This is a genomic window from Xanthocytophaga flava (assembly GCF_030068545.1).
Classification (GTDB): Bacteria; Bacteroidota; Bacteroidia; order Cytophagales; family 172606-1; genus Xanthocytophaga; species Xanthocytophaga flava.
This window is the reverse complement of record NZ_JASJOR010000027.1, coordinates 1-17,149: the sequence shown is the minus strand read 5'-3', so window position 1 is coordinate 17,149 and position 17,149 is coordinate 1. Positions and strand designations below refer to the sequence as shown.

Genomic DNA, 17,149 nt, shown 5'->3' with positions numbered 1-17,149 from the left:
AATAGAACAAAATCCCCTATTGTATTTTGAACGTTAAACCTAAAAAACATCTTGGACAGCACTTTCTGCTGGATACCAACATTGCAAAAAACATCGTAGATGCCCTGACTGGACATAAAAACTATGAGGTGGTATTGGAGCTAGGGCCTGGAACAGGTGTCTTGACTAATTTTCTGATAGAAAAAAAAGATATTGATTTTCACTTATGTGAGATTGATAGGGAGTCAGCAACTTATTTGCGTAAAAAGTATCCTACTCTTTCTTCCAAACTTATTGAAGGAGATTTTTTGCAGCTTCGGTTGGATAGCCTTTTCAATAAGCCTTTTGCCCTAATTGGTAACTTTCCCTATAATATTTCCTCACAGATATTTTTTAAGGTATTGGAATACAAAAATTCTGTACCCGAAATAGTCTGTATGTTACAAAAAGAGGTAGCTCAACGTATTGCTTCTCCTCCCGGAAACAAGGATTATGGAATACTTAGTGTGTTTCTGCAGGCATATTATACTATTGAGTATCTCTTTACCGTTCCTCCTCATGTATTTGATCCTCCACCCAAAGTACAATCAGGTGTAATTCGTCTCAGACGAAACGAAGTAGCTGCTCTGGAATGTGACGAGGCACTGTTTTTTAAAGTGGTGAAACAAGGTTTTAATAATCGACGCAAAACACTTCGTAATTCGCTGAAGCCACTGGGGTTGTCACCTGAATTACTGGTAAATCCTTTATTAGACAAACGTGCCGAACAACTTTCTGTAGCAGATTTTGTTTATCTGACACAACAGTTTAGTGCTATGCTGTAACCTATCTCTAGGCAATTAGCAAGTATTTGCATTTTTTTAACACAAACTTAATTTTATAGACTTAAAAATTAGACAAAAAATAGTTTTTTTACCCGGAAAAATATCTGTGATACTACTGTTTTTATGGATCTTCCTGTAATTTTGCAGCCGAAAAAATGGTTGCCTAATGTGGCATGATTAATGAAGGCCAGTATGGTAAAACAGAATCAGAATACATCGGTTAGCTGTATACTTTATTCATTTCTCACTTTTATCTCTTTCTCTCTGCATGGCATTTGAACTGACGCAAGATTATCTGGACCTATTGATAGATGCAATAGAAACACACGATGATGATTTTTTGCGTCAGGCAATGGATGAATTATATCCGGCAGATATAGCTGCTCTTCTGTATGAGTTTCCTACAGATGAATATGCGCAATATATTATAGCCATTCTGGACGAAGAAACTGCTGCTCAGGTAATTAATAATCTGGCTCCAAACTGGCGGGAAGATTTTCTTAAAGCATTTTCGACAGAAACTATTGCACAGTTTATCTCTTATCTGGACTCAGATGATGCGGCAGATATTTTGAATGAGCAACCAACCCGTACCAAAGAAGAGGTATTGGCTTTGCTGGAAGATCGGGAAAAGGCAAGATATATTATTGATCTGTTACATTATGAGGAGGACACTGCTGGTGGACTAATGGCAAAGGAGCTTGTAAAAGCCAATATTAAATGGACGGTAACACAGACGGTGGATGAAATCAGAAGGCAGGCTGAGAAAGTAGAAAAAGTGAACTCTGTTTATGTAGTAGACGATAACAATGTATTAAGAGGAAGGGTATCGCTGAAAAAGATTGTATTGTCACGTGTATCTACAAAAGTGGCAGATATTTATGAGGATGATGTCGTATCTGTTGATTCGCACCAATCTGCTGAAGAGGTGGCAGATATTATGCAACGTTATGACTTGGAATCTGTACCGGTAGTGAATGTGAATGGTCGGTTATTGGGTCGGATTACTATTGATGATATCGTAGACGTAATTACCGAACAGGCAGAACAGGATCGGCAGGCGATGACGGGTTTGTCAGGTGATATTGAGGAAGATGATACTGTGTGGGCTTCTGTAAAGGCTCGTTTGCCCTGGCAGATTATAGGAATGGCAGGTGGGTTGCTGGCAGCCTGGCTCACAGATATGATAGGCAAACCTGTGTTGGGAGCAGTAGGTGCATTAGCTTATTTTATGACACTGATTGCCGGTACAGGTGGAAATGTAGGTGTACAGTCTTCTTCTGTCATTTTGCAAAGTCTGGCAAGTCCATCTGTAGTTGAGCAGAGTGTGATTCGACGTTTGTTGAAGGTATTCAGTATTGGGATGCTGAATGGCGCTTTGTTGTCTATGGTTTTATTTCTGGTTATTTATGGTGCTACCCGTGATTTAAAATTATCTATTGTTGTTTCTATATCTATTTTAGCGGTAGTACTGCTGGCCTCATTTATGGGAACAGTAACTCCATTGGTGCTGGATCGATTTGGTGTGAATCCTGCCGTTGCTTCAGGCCCTTTTATTACAACGGCAAACGACTTGCTGGGGTTGACTGTATATTTCTTTACTGCCAAGTTGTTATATAGTTTGTAGAGAGTATTTCAATACAAGAGATGAAATCTTTATAACCCTCTACCTAGAGGGTTTTTTATTTTAAAAACCTATTATTTTTGCAGCTCACTAATTTATGACCATGCAAATACTTGTTATAGATAAGATGCATGCCTCTCTGCTTCCAATGTTGGGAGAAAAAGGATATGCTGTAAATTACCAACCAGATATCAGTCGTGCTGAAGTACTGGAGACTATAAGCAATTATGAAGGAATCATAGTCCGTAGTAAAATGCAACTGGATGAAGCATTTCTCGAACGGGCTACAAAGCTAAAATTTATTGCCAGAGCAGGTGCAGGGCTTGATCAGATTGATGTAGACGCTGTCTTAAAACGAGACATCCAACTATTCAATGCTCCGGAAGGCAATCGGGATGCTGTAGCTGAGCATGCAATGGGTATGTTACTTTCGCTGATGAATCACCTAAGCAGGACTGACAGACAGGTCCGGAGTTTGGTATGGGATCGGGAAGGCAATCGGGGTACAGAACTAAAGGGAAAAACAGTCGGAATTATAGGATATGGAAATACAGGACATGAGTTTGCCAAACGGATAAAAGCTTTTGGTTGTAATGTGCTGGCTTATGATAAGTACCTGAAAGAATTTTCTGATGAATGGGTGGAGGAGAGTACTTTGGAAGAAATCTGTGATCAGGCGCAGGTTGTTAGTTTGCATGTACCATTGACTTCCGAAACAAACCGTTGGTTTAATGAGGCGATGTTTGATAACTTCCGTCATTCTGTTTTCTTCATCAATACATCTCGTGGTGAAGTAGCTCCTTTCGTTGCTTTGCAGGCTGCTATTGAGAAAGGCAAAATACTGGGCGCTTGTCTAGATGTATTGGAGAACGAAAAGTTGAAAACACTTACTTCTGAACAACAGTCTGCTTTTGCTTACCTGGCACAATCAGATAAAGTATTGTTTTCCCCCCATGTGGCTGGCTGGACGCATGAATCCTATGTAAAGATCAATGAGGTGCTGGTGCATAAGATTTCGAGTACATTTCCGGTATCTGTCAGTACAAACTTGAAAGAATAAGCCTGAACCGTTGTATCCCAAAAAAATATACTATTTTGCAGAACAAAGAATACTGATTTCTGGAAGATACTGTTGCTAGTCTTTGTTCTCACTATTTTATTTGCTCCTACTAGTTATGTCTATTACATTTTCGCTTACTCTTGTCTTTGTTATAATTACTGTACTTGCCTCTTTATATGCATGGCAGCGTCCCGATATAATGGAAAAGTGGATGATGAATCCGTATAGAGTAGCACATCGAAAAGAATATAGCCGCTTTATAACGTCTGGATTTATTCATCAGGATGGTATGCACCTGTTGTTTAATATGATAGCGTTGTTCTCATTTGGTGTGCAGATGGAAGAAAAAGTCTTCTCTGTTTTATATCCAGGTGCGGGGCTTACATTGTTTGGAATACTATATATAGTTGGAATCATTGTTTCGGATATACCCACCTATCTGAAATATAAGAACTATTCCTATTATAACTCGCTGGGTGCGTCCGGAGGGGTATCTGCTGTAGTTTTTGCATTTATTTTATTTAATCCTCAAGCTAAGCTGGGACTCATGTTTATTCCATTTCTTAAGTTACCGGCATTCTTGTTTGGCGCTTTATATATGTTTTATTCAATCTATATGTCTAAAAGAGGTGGAGATAATATTAACCATGATGCTCACTTATGGGGGGCTTTGTTTGGAATTGTGTTTAGTGTAATCGTTTATCCTCCTGTCGTAAATTTATTTATGAGTCAGATTTTAGGAGGAAGTATTTAGTGATTTTCAGGTAATGTAATACAATCTTAACGTATTACATTACCTAAAATATTGGCAATTTGTCTCTCTATCTCCTTGTATTGTTTCTGAACACGGAGTAACTGTAACTGTTGATTTATATCTTTGGTAGCCTGAATGGCCTTGAAATTTTCTGCAATTTTATCCCGTACCACTTCCTGTTTCAGGCGTAAAACCTGATTATAGGTTTCTTCCAGGAGGTTATCACTTTCGTGTGCTACCCGAATGTCAAATTTATTAAACCAGTTATCACTGATCGTATATTTTTCGGTCAACATCGTAATCGTCATATCCTGTATCTTCGCATCTGGATGTCGTAGAAAATCTTCACTTTTCAAAATTCGACCATTCATCCACTCAGACCGAAATATATCCAGTACTTGTTGATAAATGGGTGTTTGAAACGCAATATCCTCTAGCTCTCTCATTACAAAGTCACATACAGTGTCTTCAGTGCCTTCCAATACCTGATCGCCATAATGAAGTATTAACCGAATCACCCCTTCTTCCCGATAACTCATCGAGGATCGGCTATGATCGGTTACTTTACTTCCAACTTCAACCGCATAGGTTTCTTCAGGTGCAAATGAAACCCCTTCTGGTAATTGATCCTCAAATGAATAATAGGATTCCGGAGGATAAGAGTCAGGTGGTGGTGTCTGCTGTTTTTCTGTACGCTTCTGATAATCTACTCTTTCCTTCTTGATCAGAAAGTTTTCTTCTGTAATCAGGGTTTGTTCGTCTACATCCAGCAGATGGGCAATTTGTCGGCGAAATACAGAACGTTGGATAGGATCAGGAATCTTAATATTACTGGCCACCATTTCCTTGATAACCTCCGATTTTCGATACGGATCATTCTGGATTTCTTTGGAATAGAGTTTGACTTTAAACGTGATAAAGTCCTGACTGTTATTTTTGACAAATTCCTGAAAGGCAACAGAGCCTACTTTACGGACATAACTATCCGGATCATCGTTATCCGGAAAGATAACAATCTTTACATTCAGCCCTTCTTCCAGTACCAGATCAGTTCCGCGTATAGAGGCTTTGATACCAGCTGCATCACCATCATACAGCATCGTAACATTTTTAGTAAACCTGCTGATTAACTGAATCTGTTCTTTTGTCAAGGATGTCCCTGATGATGCTACAACATTCTGGATACCTGCCTGATGTAGGGAAATGACATCCATATAGCCTTCAGCCAGATAGCAGTTATCAACTTGGCGAATGGCATTTTTGGCCTGATAGATACCATACAGAATGCGGCTTTTGTGATAGACTTCCGTTTCGGGAGAGTTCAGGTATTTAGGCTGATTCTTATCATTGGTCATGATCCGGGCACCGAATGCGATTACCCGACCTGACAAGTTATGAATTGGGAAAATCACCCGATCCCGGAATCGGTCGTATTGCCTGCCTTTATCATTGACAATGGTAAGGCCTGCCTTTTGAAGAATATCCAGATTATAGTGTTTGCTTAACGCCTCTTTTGTAAAGGCATCCCAGGCAGATGAACTATAACCTAAATCAAATGCATCAATAATTCCATCCCGCAGATCACGTTCTTTGAAATACGACAGACCAATAGCCTGTCCATCTGGCGTTTGTAATTGCTGTTTAAAAAAGTCCTTTGCAAAATTCAGTGCGATATATAAACTATCTATCTCATTTTGTCGCTGGGTTTCTTCAGGAGTATACTCAACTTCAGGGATTTCGATGTTATATTTCCTGGCCAGGTGTCGTAGGGCTTCTGCAAAACTTACCCCCTCAATGTCCATGACAAACTTGACAGGATCACCTGATTTGCCACAACCAAAACACTTATAGATACCTTTTGCAGGAGATACGGCAAATGAAGGGGTTTTCTCATTATGAAACGGGCAACAGGCAATCCAGTTGCTTCCCCTCTTTTTTAGCGAAACATAATCTCCTACTACATCCAGCACGTCTGCTGCCTGCTGGATTTGCTGCACAAGTTCATTCGGTATCCGCATACAACTCCGAAATTCAGTAAATAGATGGATTATTCTCTTTTGTAAGTCGCAAGGTACTGAATTTTTCAGTGTTTTGCGCTCAAAATTGATTTTTGGAATCGGTTACAATGTAGAAGGCAAAGACAAATCTGAGGTAATCTGTTGCTGCTTCTACTTACAAATTGCGATTTTATTGCAAGTTTCCTTACAATTTGTTGCAAAAAAATTCTTCCTGCACCTAACTTTGTTGCCTGTTGAGGATTTTTTCCGGATTATTTTTGTTATCCATCATAACAACGTCCAACATCCGGTTGAGGCATACTAGCTTAGCTTTTAAGATTTCCTATTAACCAAACATCGTTACTATTTGTTGATTCTCCCATGGGAAGCATGACCATTACCAAAGAAATAATACTAGAGGCATTGAGTACAGTGCAGGAGCCTGACTTGAAACGTGACCTGGTGTCTCTGAACATGATTCAGGATGTTGAATTTGGAATCAATCAGGTTCGTTTTACAGTAGTGTTAACGACGCCTGCCTGTCCATTAAAAGAAAAAATCCGGAAGGATTGTGAAGATGCTATCAAAAAAGCAGTAGGAGAGGATATTGATATACAGATCAAAATGATTGCAGATGTAACCTCTACACGATTGAATGGTCCTGTATTACCTGGGGTGAAAAATATTATTGCAATTGCTTCTGGCAAAGGAGGAGTAGGTAAATCTACAGTTACTTCTAATCTGGCTATCGCTTTACATAAGCTTGGAGCCAAAGTGGGATTGATTGATGCGGATATCTATGGCCCTTCTGTGCCAACTATGTTTGATACAGAAGAAATGAAGCCACAGGTTACCCAGAAAAATGGCAAAAATTATATTATGCCTGTCCATCAATATGGTGTAAAACTGTTATCAATGGGCTTCTTGACTGGCAGAGCTGATGAGGCAGTTGTATGGCGTGGACCTATGGCAAGTTCTGCTCTGAAGCAGTTCATTACAGATGTAGAGTGGGGCGAACTGGATTATCTGTTGATTGACCTTCCTCCCGGAACCAGTGATATTCACCTGACACTTGTGCAGACAGTACCAGTTACCGGAGCCATTATTGTCACCACTCCACAGAAGGTTGCCCTGGCTGATGCCCGTCGGGGATTGGCTATGTTCAAACAACCTGCTATCAATGTACCTGTATTAGGAGTTGTAGAAAATATGGCTTATTTTACGCCTGCTGAACTACCTGAGAATAAGTACTATATTTTTGGTAAAGATGGTGGCCGCCAATTAGCTGAACAATACAATATTCCATTACTGGGACAAATTCCATTGGTACAGAATATACGCGAATCTGGTGATGCGGGTAAGCCAGTTGTTATGACTGATGAGATATCCGGACAAGCATTTCGGGATTTGGCAGTGACACTTGCCCAACAGGTATCTATTCGCAATGCCTCTCTGGATAAGACTAAACCTGTCGAAATCAGAGTATAATTCGGATAATGTGTTCCTCTTATATTTTTGAAGTTGACTTTTTGATCCGTTGATACTCAGTATGCTAGGTCTTTAGGAAATAGAGGAGTGTTAGGGAAAGGATACATTGCACAAAATAATTATATTATATATCTTTGCTAATATTACAAGATGACAACGATGCAAGATACATTAGATGCACGGGTAGAGCTGGCTTTGAACTCAATCCGACCTTATTTAGAAGCTGATGGTGGTAATGTTCGTATAATCGAAATCACCGAAGAAAAAGTATTGCGACTGGAAATGTTAGGTAATTGTGGTACCTGTCCTATGTCAGCGATGACATTAAAAGCAGGAGTAGAAGAAGCAATTAAACGCGCTGTACCTGAAATCACAGGTGTAGAAGCAATCAATGTAACACTACTTGACTAATACTCATTTGACGACAAATAGAAAGACGTGTTGGGATACCTGACACGTTTTTTTGTTTGTTCTGTTTTCTACTGTAATTATATGGCGGATTTATTGCCTATTGTATGGCAGTCTCTGGCAGTTTATCTATTTATCATTCTGGCCATTCGTCTGTTTGGGAAAACAGAACTGGCACAATTATCTGTTGTCGATCTGGTATTTATTCTTCTGATCAGTAATGCAGTACAAAATGCCATGGTTGGAAGCAATAATTCATTAAGTGGAGGACTGATTGCTGCGGGTACGCTGTTTATTGCTAATTTTGTATTAAAGTTTATTTTATTCCGGTTTCGGTCTGTAAGTAAATTTGTAGAAGGGGAGTCAATTATGCTGGTGTACAATGGTCAGGTTAAGAAGCAGAATCTACAAAAAGCGCATCTGACATTAGATGAATTAGAGGCTGCTGCCCGTGAGCATGGAGTGTCAAGCCTGGCAGAAGTGAATCTGGCAGTTCTGGAAGTAGATGGCAACATCAGTATTTTGTCTGATAATTTCAAACATCAGTCCCGGTGTAAACGGAAACACAATACCTTTAACCAGACGTCATAAGAACTGTGTGATAAGGTTTGTTATTTATATATTGTTCGTAATCAATAATTACTTATATAAATGCTTAAAGTAGGTATCATTTTTGGCGGACCATCTCGGGAAAGAGAGATCTCATTTGCTGGTGGACGTACTGTATATGACAATTTGAATAAAAGCTTGTTTGAGCCTGTTCCTATTTTTGTTGATAGCCTCGGCAACTTTATTCTATTAAACTGGGAATTTATCTACAAAGGTACAATCCGCGATTTTTATCCGCCTGTATCTGCGTTGCCTGCCTCTGCACATGGATTTCAGATATACCTGGAATCGCTTGGGAAGTTATCTGAAGAGGAGCAGGATAGAATTATCTTACAGGTTGGAAAAAAGGTAGAGCCCAAAGATTTTGCTGACTTATTCGAATTTGCCTTTCTGACACTACACGGACCTGCCGGTGAAGATGGAAGTATTCAGGGATTGCTTGAATGGTATGGTATTCCTTATAGTGGATCAGGTATTTTGTCTTCTGCTATTGGTGTAAGCAAGACTACACAGAAGGAATTGATGCGTGCTGCGGGATTTGCTACACCTAAAACTACCACTATATCACGTGATCAATGGTTTGCGACAGATTACAAAGGTGATTTGATTAGTAAAGTGATTCATCAGATTGGGTTACCTTTTGTTGTGAAAGCTCCTAATCAAGGATCTTCTATTGGCGTTTCTGTTGTAACTGAAAATGATATGCAGCACATTGTGGGTGCAATCAATCGCAGTTTCTTCATTCAGGAGATAACAGGTGGAGAATGGCAGAAGTATACAGAAGAGCAAAAAGTCCGGTTTATTACATCTCTGACAGATATCAGGGAAGGTATAGGATTGCCTTGTTTGCCTTTATCTGAAGATGGACAATCATCATTAAGTGATATCATATACCATCCGGAAGAGTTATATCTCTATCTGGAGAAGGTAGCTCAACAGGGTGGTAAAGCTATCCTGGCAAACCTGAACGGGGAGGAAGAAGTGTTGATTGAAGGGTTCCTGCCTGGAAAAGAATTTTCTTGTATTGTGATCCAGGGTGAAGACGGACAACCCATTGCTTTACCTCCAACACAAATCATCAAAGGCGGAAATGTATTCGATTACCGGAGTAAATACCTGCCTGGTATGAGTCGCAAGGTGACTCCGATTGATGTGCCAGACAACCATTTAGAAGTTATCCGTAAAGAATGTTGTCGGTTGTTTAAGGCATTACATTTCAATGTGTATGCCCGTATTGATGGGTTTATCAATTCATTAGGGGAAGTATTCCTGAATGATCCGAATACAACATCCGGTATGTTGCCTTCTTCATTCTTCTTTCACCAGGCTGCAGAGATTGGTATGAATCCTTCGCAGTTTCTGACATACATTATCCGCACTTCACTGGTTGAAAGAACCAAAGCCGGAAAAAACAGCACTTTTCTGAAAAGTAAACTGAAAAGTCTGGATAATGCTATTTCTGCTTTACATAGTAGTGAGGTGCAGAAAACCCGGGTTGGAGTGATTATGGGGGGCTTCTCTTCTGAACGCCATATCTCTGTGGAAAGTGGTCGTAATATTTATGAAAAGCTGGCTTCTTCTGGAAAATATGATCCGCTGCCTGTTTTTCTTACTGGAACAGAGCAGCAGCATGAATTGTATGTAATGCCAATCAATATCATGTTGAAAGACAATGCGGATGATATTAAAGAGAAGATTTTATCTGGTGGAAAGAAACATCCTATTATTCAGCAGATTGGACAGGAAGCAAAGTCTATTACCGAAAAATATGTAGGTAAAGCTATTGATTATCCATATGCGATCAGCTACCATGAACTGGCAGATGCCGTGGACGAGGTCTTTATCGCATTACATGGCCGTCCAGGTGAAGATGGTGCAGTGCAAAGTGAACTGGAAAAAGTGGGATTATCCTATAATGGTTCTGGAGTTGAAAGCTCTCAGACAACCATTAATAAATATGAAACGAATAAGATTTTACGATCTCATGGCATTTCGGTTGCCAATCATGATGTAGTGTATCAGACGGAATGGGAAAAAGATCCGGAGGGAGTAGTGAAGCGTCTTGAGTCTCAGTTTAGCTATCCGATTATTGCAAAGCCAGCAGATGATGGTTGTAGTTCGGCAGTGAAGAAGATTGATTCTCGTGAAGAGTTGATTGCATTTGCTCAAATGATGTTCCGTCCGACACTGGCATTTCTACAAGGTCCATCTCAAATTCTGGAACTGAAAGCCAGTGAAGAATTTCCTCAGAAAAGCTGGTTCTTGGTTGAAGAGCTTATTTCAAGAAAAGGGGCTAAACACTTTCTGGAAATTACAGGCGGATTACTTACGAAATTGAATCAAGCAGGAGAGTTGGAATATGAAGTGTTTGAACCATCTGAGGCACTGGCATCAGGAGAGATTCTGAGTCTGGAAGAGAAGTTTCTGGCTGGCGAAGGTCAGAATATCACCCCTGCCCGTTTTTCGAAAGATCAAGAAGCACAAAAGTATATTTCACAACAGGTTCGGGCTACTTTACAGAAAACAGCTGAGATTCTGCATGTTGAAGGATATGCACGTATCGATGCATTTGTACGGATCTTTGATGATAACCGGGCTGAGACTATCATTATTGAAGTCAACTCTCTGCCAGGCATGACTCCTGCTACCTGTATCTTCCACCAGACTGCTATCAATGGCTATAAGCCGTATCAGTTCATTGATGCTATTCTGGAATATGGCCGTCAGCGTAATTCAGTGACACAGTAAATAAATAGGCTAGAAAAAAATACCCCATCATTAGTACCAATATGTTTTGGCTAATGGTGGGGTATTTTTATTTTAGGGCAAGTGATTTTAGAATTTATATATATGGCGATTCCTGACTATCAAACTATCATGTTACCTCTGCTCAAATATATTGCAGATGGGAAGGACTATAAACTTAGTGATACTGTTGAGGGACTAGCAAAAAACTTCAAGTTAACTGATCAAGAAAAGGCAGAGTTATTGCCTAGCGGCTCTGCATTCACTTTTACGAATAGAGTGCATTGGGCTAAAACATATTTAAAAAAAGCTGGACTGTTGGATTCTCCCAAACGATCTATGATGGTAATCACACAGAGAGGACTTGGTGTGCTTCAACAAAATATTACTCGAATTGACGTAAAGTATTTAATGCAGTTTCCTGAATTTGTAGATTTTGTTGAGTTAAAACGAGAGGATAATAAATCTTCCGAAAATAATAATGATACTATTAAGCAAACCCCTGAGGAAACTTTTGAAGGTGCATATCAAAGTATACGAAAGTCTTTAGCTCAAGAACTATTAGCTAAAGTTGTGAGCTTACCTCCTGCATTTTTTGAAAAAATGGTTGTGGAATTATTAGTAGGAATGGGATATGGTGGTTCACTGAGAGATGCAGGAAAAGCTTTGGGTAAAAGTGGAGATGAAGGGATTGATGGGACTATCAAAGAGGATAAACTTGGTTTAGATGTTATTTATATACAAGCCAAGCGTTGGCAGCCGGGTAATATTGTCGGCCGACCGGAAATTCAGAAATTTGTTGGGGCTTTAGCAGGGCAAGGTGCCAAGAAGGGGATATTTATTACAACATCATCATTTTCTAAAGAGGCATTAGAATATGTCCCTCGTAATGAAACAAAAATTGTATTACTGGATGGGAGTCAACTTACTCAATTAATGATAGATTATAATATTGGAGTAACTACTCAACACATATATGAGTTGAAAAAAATGGACAATGACTATTTTGAGTTAGAGTAAATATGTTTTATGATACAATAAAATCTTATCTTATACATAAGTTACTATTTGTAGAGAGTTAGTTATATTTCATAGTGAATTAAGCAGGTTATGTCTTCAATTTAGATGTGTTCAGCTAAAAGTTATTTACATTTGCTATCGGTTCGTTATTTATCTAAAAAAGCACCAGCCGATATGAAATCCTACGCCAAGACAATCCTTCTTAAAAATAATCCGGGTCTTATTGCTGAATACATGATGTATCACGATGATATATGGCCAGAGGTAGTTAAATCGTTTCGTGCGGTGGGGGTGGTAGATATTCGGATATGGATCATTGGCAGACAGCTATTCATGGTTATGGATACCAAAGACAGCTTCGATCCAAACCGTGATATGGAACGATATCTTCAACTGAATCCTAAAAACAGAGAGTGGGAAGAGAAAATGAAAACCTATCAGGAGCCTATTACAGATTATGAACATTGGGCTGAACTCGAACTGATATTTAAACTCAGTGATCATGCACCCGACAGATATTAATCTGCCATTACATAGGCTGTTTGATTTGCAGGATGCAAGACATATTGCTTGTGTCCATTACCCGATTTGATTTTAAAAGGCAACATACCTTGCTTTTGTGCAGTGATAGCTTTATATACAGGCCACAATCTTGTGCGATTTGCCTCATAGTAGGCGAATCGCATTTTTGTAGGCAGGCAGTCCACATTGGCTTTGTCTTTTGACCGGACAATAAATGCCTGACAGCCATACATACATATTTTTTGAGCCGGACATTGGTCACAATCATACCAGCTTTCTGGAACCAGTGCATGAAACGAATCCACTTTTTCTTCAAGCTGTTGGAAAGAGGATGTTGATGGCTTGGTATGGAGGTCTCCCAGAAAATAGTCTGTATCATTCCACTGAAAACGGCCGCAGGGAAGAAGGTCTCCTTTTGGAGTGACTCCTAAAACAGATTTACCTGCACCACATTGCCTTTCATGACATAGTGTAGGTGGCAAAGTAGGATCATCTTCTGCTGAGGTGAAGAACCGTTCAATCTCTGTGACAAGATTGTGTTCAGTTAGTTGCTGGCCTTTGGTTTCAATCATATATTCCAGAATGGCTCGCTGAGCTTCAAAAATCTGTTCTGCTTTTAAGCCTGCCAGATTATATCCTGCACCAACACTGGTCACTACATTGGCTTTAAAGTGATGAACCTGTGCCTGTTCTACCAGAAATTTGCATATTTGTTCAAACCGTTGGTAATTGGAATGGTTGATAGTGGTTAGTATACCACAGGATATACCTGCTTGCTTAAGCTTTAGAAAGTTTTGAAATACCCGGCTTTCTCTGCCTCGCATAGAATCTGGTGCATCTGCTGTCCCGTCCAGACTCACACCAGGCTGAATGTTATATGTTTTGAATAACTGGATTTTCTCTTCTGGTAGGTGGATCAGGTTCGTTTGCAGCGAGAATCGCACTTCCTTCTGTTTTTGCTTTGCCTTTTTTAGTACATAGTTAATCCCTTGCTCATACCAGCTATTGGGAATCAGGGTAGGTTCCCCTCCATGAAAAAGAAAAGTAATCACCTTCTGCTCTGAATTCTCCAATACCCGATCTGCCAATTGCCTGAATGTTTGTTCAGACATATCTTCTCCTTTCTGTGTGATAAACTCATAGCAGTACTGGCAATCCAGATTGCAACGATGAGTAACCTTCACTACCAGTGTAGAAACTTGTTTGAAGCGATTATCTTTGGGGATCGAGAAAAACATAGCTGAATAGTGGATCAAAGTCTGTTCAGACTTTATTGGGAACCTGTTAGTAAGAATAAAGTATAAATGTACTAAAATGAAACAGTTAAATACACCCTATTTTTATATCCTATTCACCTATTCGAATAAGGAATCATTTACTAATCTGCAACAAATCTTTAGGCAATTACAACATACCAAAAGTCTGACAGATAAAATTAATTTTCCGGAAGATGATGAAGATGAGAGTAAGGATAGAGAAATAATTATTCCGACTGTGGATTGGAATAACTACTTGACTCCATATGCCAAACAGTGGTTTACGAATACTTTTGATTTTCAGAGTGAAGAAGGAAAAGTATATTTGAGGTTAAGAGATTTGACATCTGTAGCCATTCGCAGCTATAATACGTTCTTTATTCCTCCAGGAAACTGGAGCCTTGATTCAGTTATTGAATCTATTCTGGCATGTGAGTATACATTGGTTGCTCTGGAACAGTTGGAAACTAACAAAGCTGTGTTGTACTATGATCCATGGGTCGCACCTTTTGGAGGTGTAGAAAGCTTATGGCAACTGATATGGGCTTTTGATTGCCAGATTGTTTATGATTTTTATTTAGGTGGAGTACCTTCTGCTGAAGAAAGTACCTGGAACTATGATCTTGCAAAACAATTGGTAGAACAAAATAGAGGTTTGTCTAATTGATGATTTTCGAATGGAAACGGAAGATATATTTTTTTACAGTGTTGGTGATACCTATGGAGAGTTTTCCAACTTTGCCCTTTATCCCATTAAGCTAAAAGGAAAAATGTGGCCTACATCTGAACATTACTTTCAGGCTCAGAAGTTTGTGGATACTCCCTACGAAGAAACTATCCGTAAAGCCATAAGCCCTATGAAAGCAGCTGAATTAGGGAGAACCCGGAAAGTGAAGTTTCGACGTGATTGGGATAGTGTGAAAGACAATATCATGTATGAGGCTATCAAAGCAAAGTTTACTCAACATACTGAACTTGCCGAACTTCTATTAAAGACAGGGGATGTTAGAATCATAGAACATACAGAAAATGATTCCTATTGGGGAGATGGAGGTGATAGGAGTGGGAAAAATAAATTAGGGAAGCTATTGATGAAGTTACGGGAGGAGTTAAAAGAGGCATATAAACGATAGCATTAATTTTATGGATAATAACTATACAGATACTTTGCTTCTTTCTTTGAAGAACGATTTTGATGTATATAAAATTAATTTCCAGACTATATGGCAGGAAATAGAAAGTCAAGTTATCATCTGGAGACTAGCGAGTAATCATATGGTATTTCTGGATGTCTTTCATCCCGAAATGTATTGGGAAGACAATGCCAAGTGGCTGGATGAAAGGCCGGAAGATAGAACCGAATATGTAAAGGTTGGGCTAACTAGTGAAAGCAAAGTTATTGTTGAAAAGGCTGCTGAATATGAAAAGAGATATCTCTATTTGCCAGATGGTGATATGGTAAGTTTGCAGTCTGATTATAGTAATACACTTGATGGGATTGAAAAACTTGTTTTTTATAAGGGACAGCCGGAATGGTATTTACAGTATAACAAAAAACAGGATAGCATTCAGGCATCCAAATATTCTTATACAGACAACAAAATTACAAAAATAGAATCTTTCACTGATGTTCAGCAAACCGCAGAATATGTAATTACTTATACTAATGATAGTGTATTAGACTCAATACGAAGAATTACTCCTATTGCCTCAGATCATCAGAATTTTTTGATTTACAAGAGAAATCCATTTAGCATGGAGGAATTGAGTACTATCTTAATTAATCAAACAACCAATCATATTGTACAAGCTATCCGAGGTTTAGATATTCAAGATCCTGTCTATTGTATAATCCTTGTCCTTTTTGACGCTTTTGGTAATAAGGGCTGGTTTCCTCCTGGATTACTGTTAGGATTGGAAAGAGGAAAAAGGCAATGGAATATTGATGAATGGGGAAACTGGAATCTCGATGGGAATGATTTTGACTTTTCTCTTCAGCTTACCGATTCAGACTTAGTAGAACTCTACCAACTTTTTATGCAGGAATGTGTTATTCATAAATATTATGATCTACCTTCTATAGTGTTAAAGCAGATCGCACAGGAACTACGTAAAAAAGAAATCCATACAATAATTCCAACCACAGATGACTTTGCCATTTTTACCTTTGATTCAGATAGTCCTTTCCTGGCTGAAAGTCTGGAAGGGATATATAGTGAAGAAGAGATAAATGTTTGGTTGGAGAAATGGAAAATGAATGAGTAAAGACCATCTGAATTCAAAAATGGAAATAGTTTTTAATAAAGAGTTTGAGCAGCTTTGTCAACCTTTCAATATTCCAGTAGATCTGAACTTTACGTATGAGATACCTGGAGATATTCAAAAGATACTTGATGACGAAATTATCTCGAATGCATATGGTGTGTCCTTGAAATCTATCACTATTCCATCTGAATTTGATGGTCACTATGCACTAAATCAGGCACAGCAAGAAGACCTGCAAAACCATTTTCATGTTAGCTCTAATTCTGAAAAGGAAACAACTGAAGAGGCATTCAGGCTAGGGATTATTACGTTGAAGAAATTGGCAGAGCGATTTGTTGCAAGTAGTTACAAGGATATCCATTTCTGGTATTACTTCCAGTCAAAAGAAATGCGAAGGTTGTGGAATAAACGTCATGGCTTTATAGAAAGGGATAATGAACTCTTTATAAGTGATCGATTGAGTTTTTATACTGAAGTTGTTTAGTATTTATTAAGAGGTTGGATTTTACGTAAAAAACGAATAGAGAAAGCCATATAGAGAAATGCAGTCCAGTTAGGCGCCTTCTTCTCAAACCGAATTAATAAGACTTTGAAACTG

16 protein-coding genes are annotated in these 17,149 nt (G+C 38.9%); 14 read left to right on the top strand and 2 right to left on the bottom strand.

Features of this window, described 5'->3' with window-relative positions:
- The first annotated feature begins 23 nt into the window (after positions 1-23).
- From rsmA to QNI15_RS29350, 4 genes are all read left to right on the top strand, one after another.
- Positions 24-803 (top strand): 16S rRNA (adenine(1518)-N(6)/adenine(1519)-N(6))-dimethyltransferase RsmA, encoded by a 780-nt coding sequence (gene rsmA, locus QNI15_RS29365; RefSeq protein ID WP_314035302.1) that lies wholly within the window; start codon positions 24-26, stop codon positions 801-803.
- Positions 804-1,071: 268 nt separating this feature from the next.
- Positions 1,072-2,430, top strand: a complete 1,359-nt coding sequence (mgtE, locus tag QNI15_RS29360; protein ID WP_313975601.1) for a magnesium transporter — start codon at positions 1,072-1,074, stop codon at positions 2,428-2,430.
- 100 nt (positions 2,431-2,530) lie between these two features.
- Positions 2,531-3,487 carry an NAD(P)-dependent oxidoreductase gene (locus tag QNI15_RS29355; protein WP_314035217.1) on the top strand — a complete coding sequence of 319 codons (957 nt, stop codon included), beginning with the start codon at positions 2,531-2,533 and terminating at the stop codon, positions 3,485-3,487.
- A gap of 115 nt (positions 3,488-3,602) precedes the next feature.
- Positions 3,603-4,241, top strand: coding sequence for a rhomboid family intramembrane serine protease (locus QNI15_RS29350; RefSeq protein ID WP_314035215.1), 639 nt, complete (start codon positions 3,603-3,605; stop codon positions 4,239-4,241).
- A gap of 26 nt (positions 4,242-4,267) precedes the next feature.
- Here the strand turns inward: QNI15_RS29350 and dnaG are convergent, their stop codons facing one another.
- On the bottom strand, positions 4,268-6,259 hold the full coding sequence (dnaG, locus tag QNI15_RS29345) for a DNA primase (protein WP_314035214.1): 1,992 nt from the start codon (positions 6,257-6,259) through the stop codon (positions 4,268-4,270).
- Between the two features lie 360 nt (positions 6,260-6,619).
- On the opposite strand from dnaG, the gene QNI15_RS29340 reads away from it, so the two are divergent.
- The 6 genes from QNI15_RS29340 (at position 6,620) to QNI15_RS29315 (ending at position 13,030) form a co-directional block, all read left to right on the top strand.
- Entirely contained in the window at positions 6,620-7,726 is a 1,107-nt protein-coding gene (locus tag QNI15_RS29340) for an Mrp/NBP35 family ATP-binding protein (protein WP_313994023.1), read from the top strand.
- A gap of 159 nt (positions 7,727-7,885) precedes the next feature.
- The gene (locus QNI15_RS29335; protein WP_313994021.1) at positions 7,886-8,137 is read left to right on the top strand and encodes a NifU family protein; all 252 of its coding nucleotides are present in this window, start codon (positions 7,886-7,888) and stop codon (positions 8,135-8,137) included.
- A gap of 81 nt (positions 8,138-8,218) precedes the next feature.
- Positions 8,219-8,725 carry a DUF421 domain-containing protein gene (locus tag QNI15_RS29330; protein WP_313994018.1) on the top strand — a complete coding sequence of 169 codons (507 nt, stop codon included), beginning with the start codon at positions 8,219-8,221 and terminating at the stop codon, positions 8,723-8,725.
- A 60-nt stretch (positions 8,726-8,785) separates the two neighbouring features.
- Positions 8,786-11,491 (top strand): D-alanine--D-alanine ligase family protein, encoded by a 2,706-nt coding sequence (locus QNI15_RS29325; protein ID WP_314035213.1) that lies wholly within the window; start codon positions 8,786-8,788, stop codon positions 11,489-11,491.
- Positions 11,492-11,593: 102 nt separating this feature from the next.
- Entirely contained in the window at positions 11,594-12,508 is a 915-nt protein-coding gene (locus tag QNI15_RS29320; RefSeq protein WP_314035212.1) for a restriction endonuclease, read from the top strand.
- Positions 12,509-12,682: 174 nt separating this feature from the next.
- Positions 12,683-13,030 (top strand): L-rhamnose mutarotase, encoded by a 348-nt coding sequence (locus QNI15_RS29315; protein ID WP_313975584.1) that lies wholly within the window; start codon positions 12,683-12,685, stop codon positions 13,028-13,030.
- Here the strand turns inward: QNI15_RS29315 and QNI15_RS29310 are convergent.
- Positions 13,027-14,268 carry a radical SAM/SPASM domain-containing protein gene (locus QNI15_RS29310; RefSeq protein WP_314035211.1) on the bottom strand — a complete coding sequence of 414 codons (1,242 nt, stop codon included), beginning with the start codon at positions 14,266-14,268 and terminating at the stop codon, positions 13,027-13,029. The genes QNI15_RS29315 and QNI15_RS29310 overlap by 4 nt on opposite strands.
- 76 nt (positions 14,269-14,344) lie before the next feature.
- Between QNI15_RS29310 and QNI15_RS29305 the strand changes: the two genes are divergently transcribed.
- Genes QNI15_RS29305 through QNI15_RS29290 form a run of 4 tightly spaced genes read left to right on the top strand, consistent with a single transcriptional unit; the run spans position 14,345 to position 17,035 of the window.
- Positions 14,345-14,953, top strand: a complete 609-nt coding sequence (locus QNI15_RS29305) for a hypothetical protein (protein ID WP_314035210.1) — start codon at positions 14,345-14,347, stop codon at positions 14,951-14,953.
- 10 nt (positions 14,954-14,963) lie between these two features.
- Positions 14,964-15,419 carry an NADAR family protein gene (locus QNI15_RS29300; RefSeq protein ID WP_314035209.1) on the top strand — a complete coding sequence of 152 codons (456 nt, stop codon included), beginning with the start codon at positions 14,964-14,966 and terminating at the stop codon, positions 15,417-15,419.
- 10 nt (positions 15,420-15,429) lie between these two features.
- Positions 15,430-16,551 carry a hypothetical protein gene (locus QNI15_RS29295; RefSeq protein ID WP_314035208.1) on the top strand — a complete coding sequence of 374 codons (1,122 nt, stop codon included), beginning with the start codon at positions 15,430-15,432 and terminating at the stop codon, positions 16,549-16,551.
- Between the two features lie 19 nt (positions 16,552-16,570).
- A complete protein-coding gene (locus QNI15_RS29290; RefSeq protein ID WP_314035207.1) occupies positions 16,571-17,035 on the top strand; it encodes a hypothetical protein in 465 nt (154 codons plus the stop codon).
- Positions 17,036-17,149: the final 114 nt, after the last annotated feature.

What these genes read in the sequence shown, in the direction of transcription:
- QNI15_RS29350 (WP_314035215.1), top strand. Translation starts at nt 3,603, where the DNA reads ATGTCTATTACATTTTCGCTTACTCTTGTCTTTGTTATAATTACTGTA.
- mgtE (WP_313975601.1), top strand. Translation starts at nt 1,072, where the DNA reads ATGGCATTTGAACTGACGCAAGATTATCTGGACCTATTGATAGATGCA.
- QNI15_RS29310 (WP_314035211.1), bottom strand. Translation starts at nt 14,268, where the DNA reads ATGTTTTTCTCGATCCCCAAAGATAATCGCTTCAAACAAGTTTCTACA.
- QNI15_RS29290 (WP_314035207.1), top strand. Translation starts at nt 16,571, where the DNA reads ATGGAAATAGTTTTTAATAAAGAGTTTGAGCAGCTTTGTCAACCTTTC.
- QNI15_RS29320 (WP_314035212.1), top strand. Translation starts at nt 11,594, where the DNA reads ATGGCGATTCCTGACTATCAAACTATCATGTTACCTCTGCTCAAATAT.
- QNI15_RS29305 (WP_314035210.1), top strand. Translation starts at nt 14,345, where the DNA reads ATGAAACAGTTAAATACACCCTATTTTTATATCCTATTCACCTATTCG.
- QNI15_RS29315 (WP_313975584.1), top strand. Translation starts at nt 12,683, where the DNA reads ATGAAATCCTACGCCAAGACAATCCTTCTTAAAAATAATCCGGGTCTT.
- QNI15_RS29340 (WP_313994023.1), top strand. Translation starts at nt 6,620, where the DNA reads ATGGGAAGCATGACCATTACCAAAGAAATAATACTAGAGGCATTGAGT.
- QNI15_RS29325 (WP_314035213.1), top strand. Translation starts at nt 8,786, where the DNA reads ATGCTTAAAGTAGGTATCATTTTTGGCGGACCATCTCGGGAAAGAGAG.
- QNI15_RS29295 (WP_314035208.1), top strand. Translation starts at nt 15,430, where the DNA reads ATGGATAATAACTATACAGATACTTTGCTTCTTTCTTTGAAGAACGAT.
- QNI15_RS29300 (WP_314035209.1), top strand. Translation starts at nt 14,964, where the DNA reads ATGGAAACGGAAGATATATTTTTTTACAGTGTTGGTGATACCTATGGA.
- QNI15_RS29335 (WP_313994021.1), top strand. Translation starts at nt 7,886, where the DNA reads ATGCAAGATACATTAGATGCACGGGTAGAGCTGGCTTTGAACTCAATC.
- dnaG (WP_314035214.1), bottom strand. Translation starts at nt 6,259, where the DNA reads ATGCGGATACCGAATGAACTTGTGCAGCAAATCCAGCAGGCAGCAGAC.
- QNI15_RS29355 (WP_314035217.1), top strand. Translation starts at nt 2,531, where the DNA reads ATGCAAATACTTGTTATAGATAAGATGCATGCCTCTCTGCTTCCAATG.
- QNI15_RS29330 (WP_313994018.1), top strand. Translation starts at nt 8,219, where the DNA reads ATGGCGGATTTATTGCCTATTGTATGGCAGTCTCTGGCAGTTTATCTA.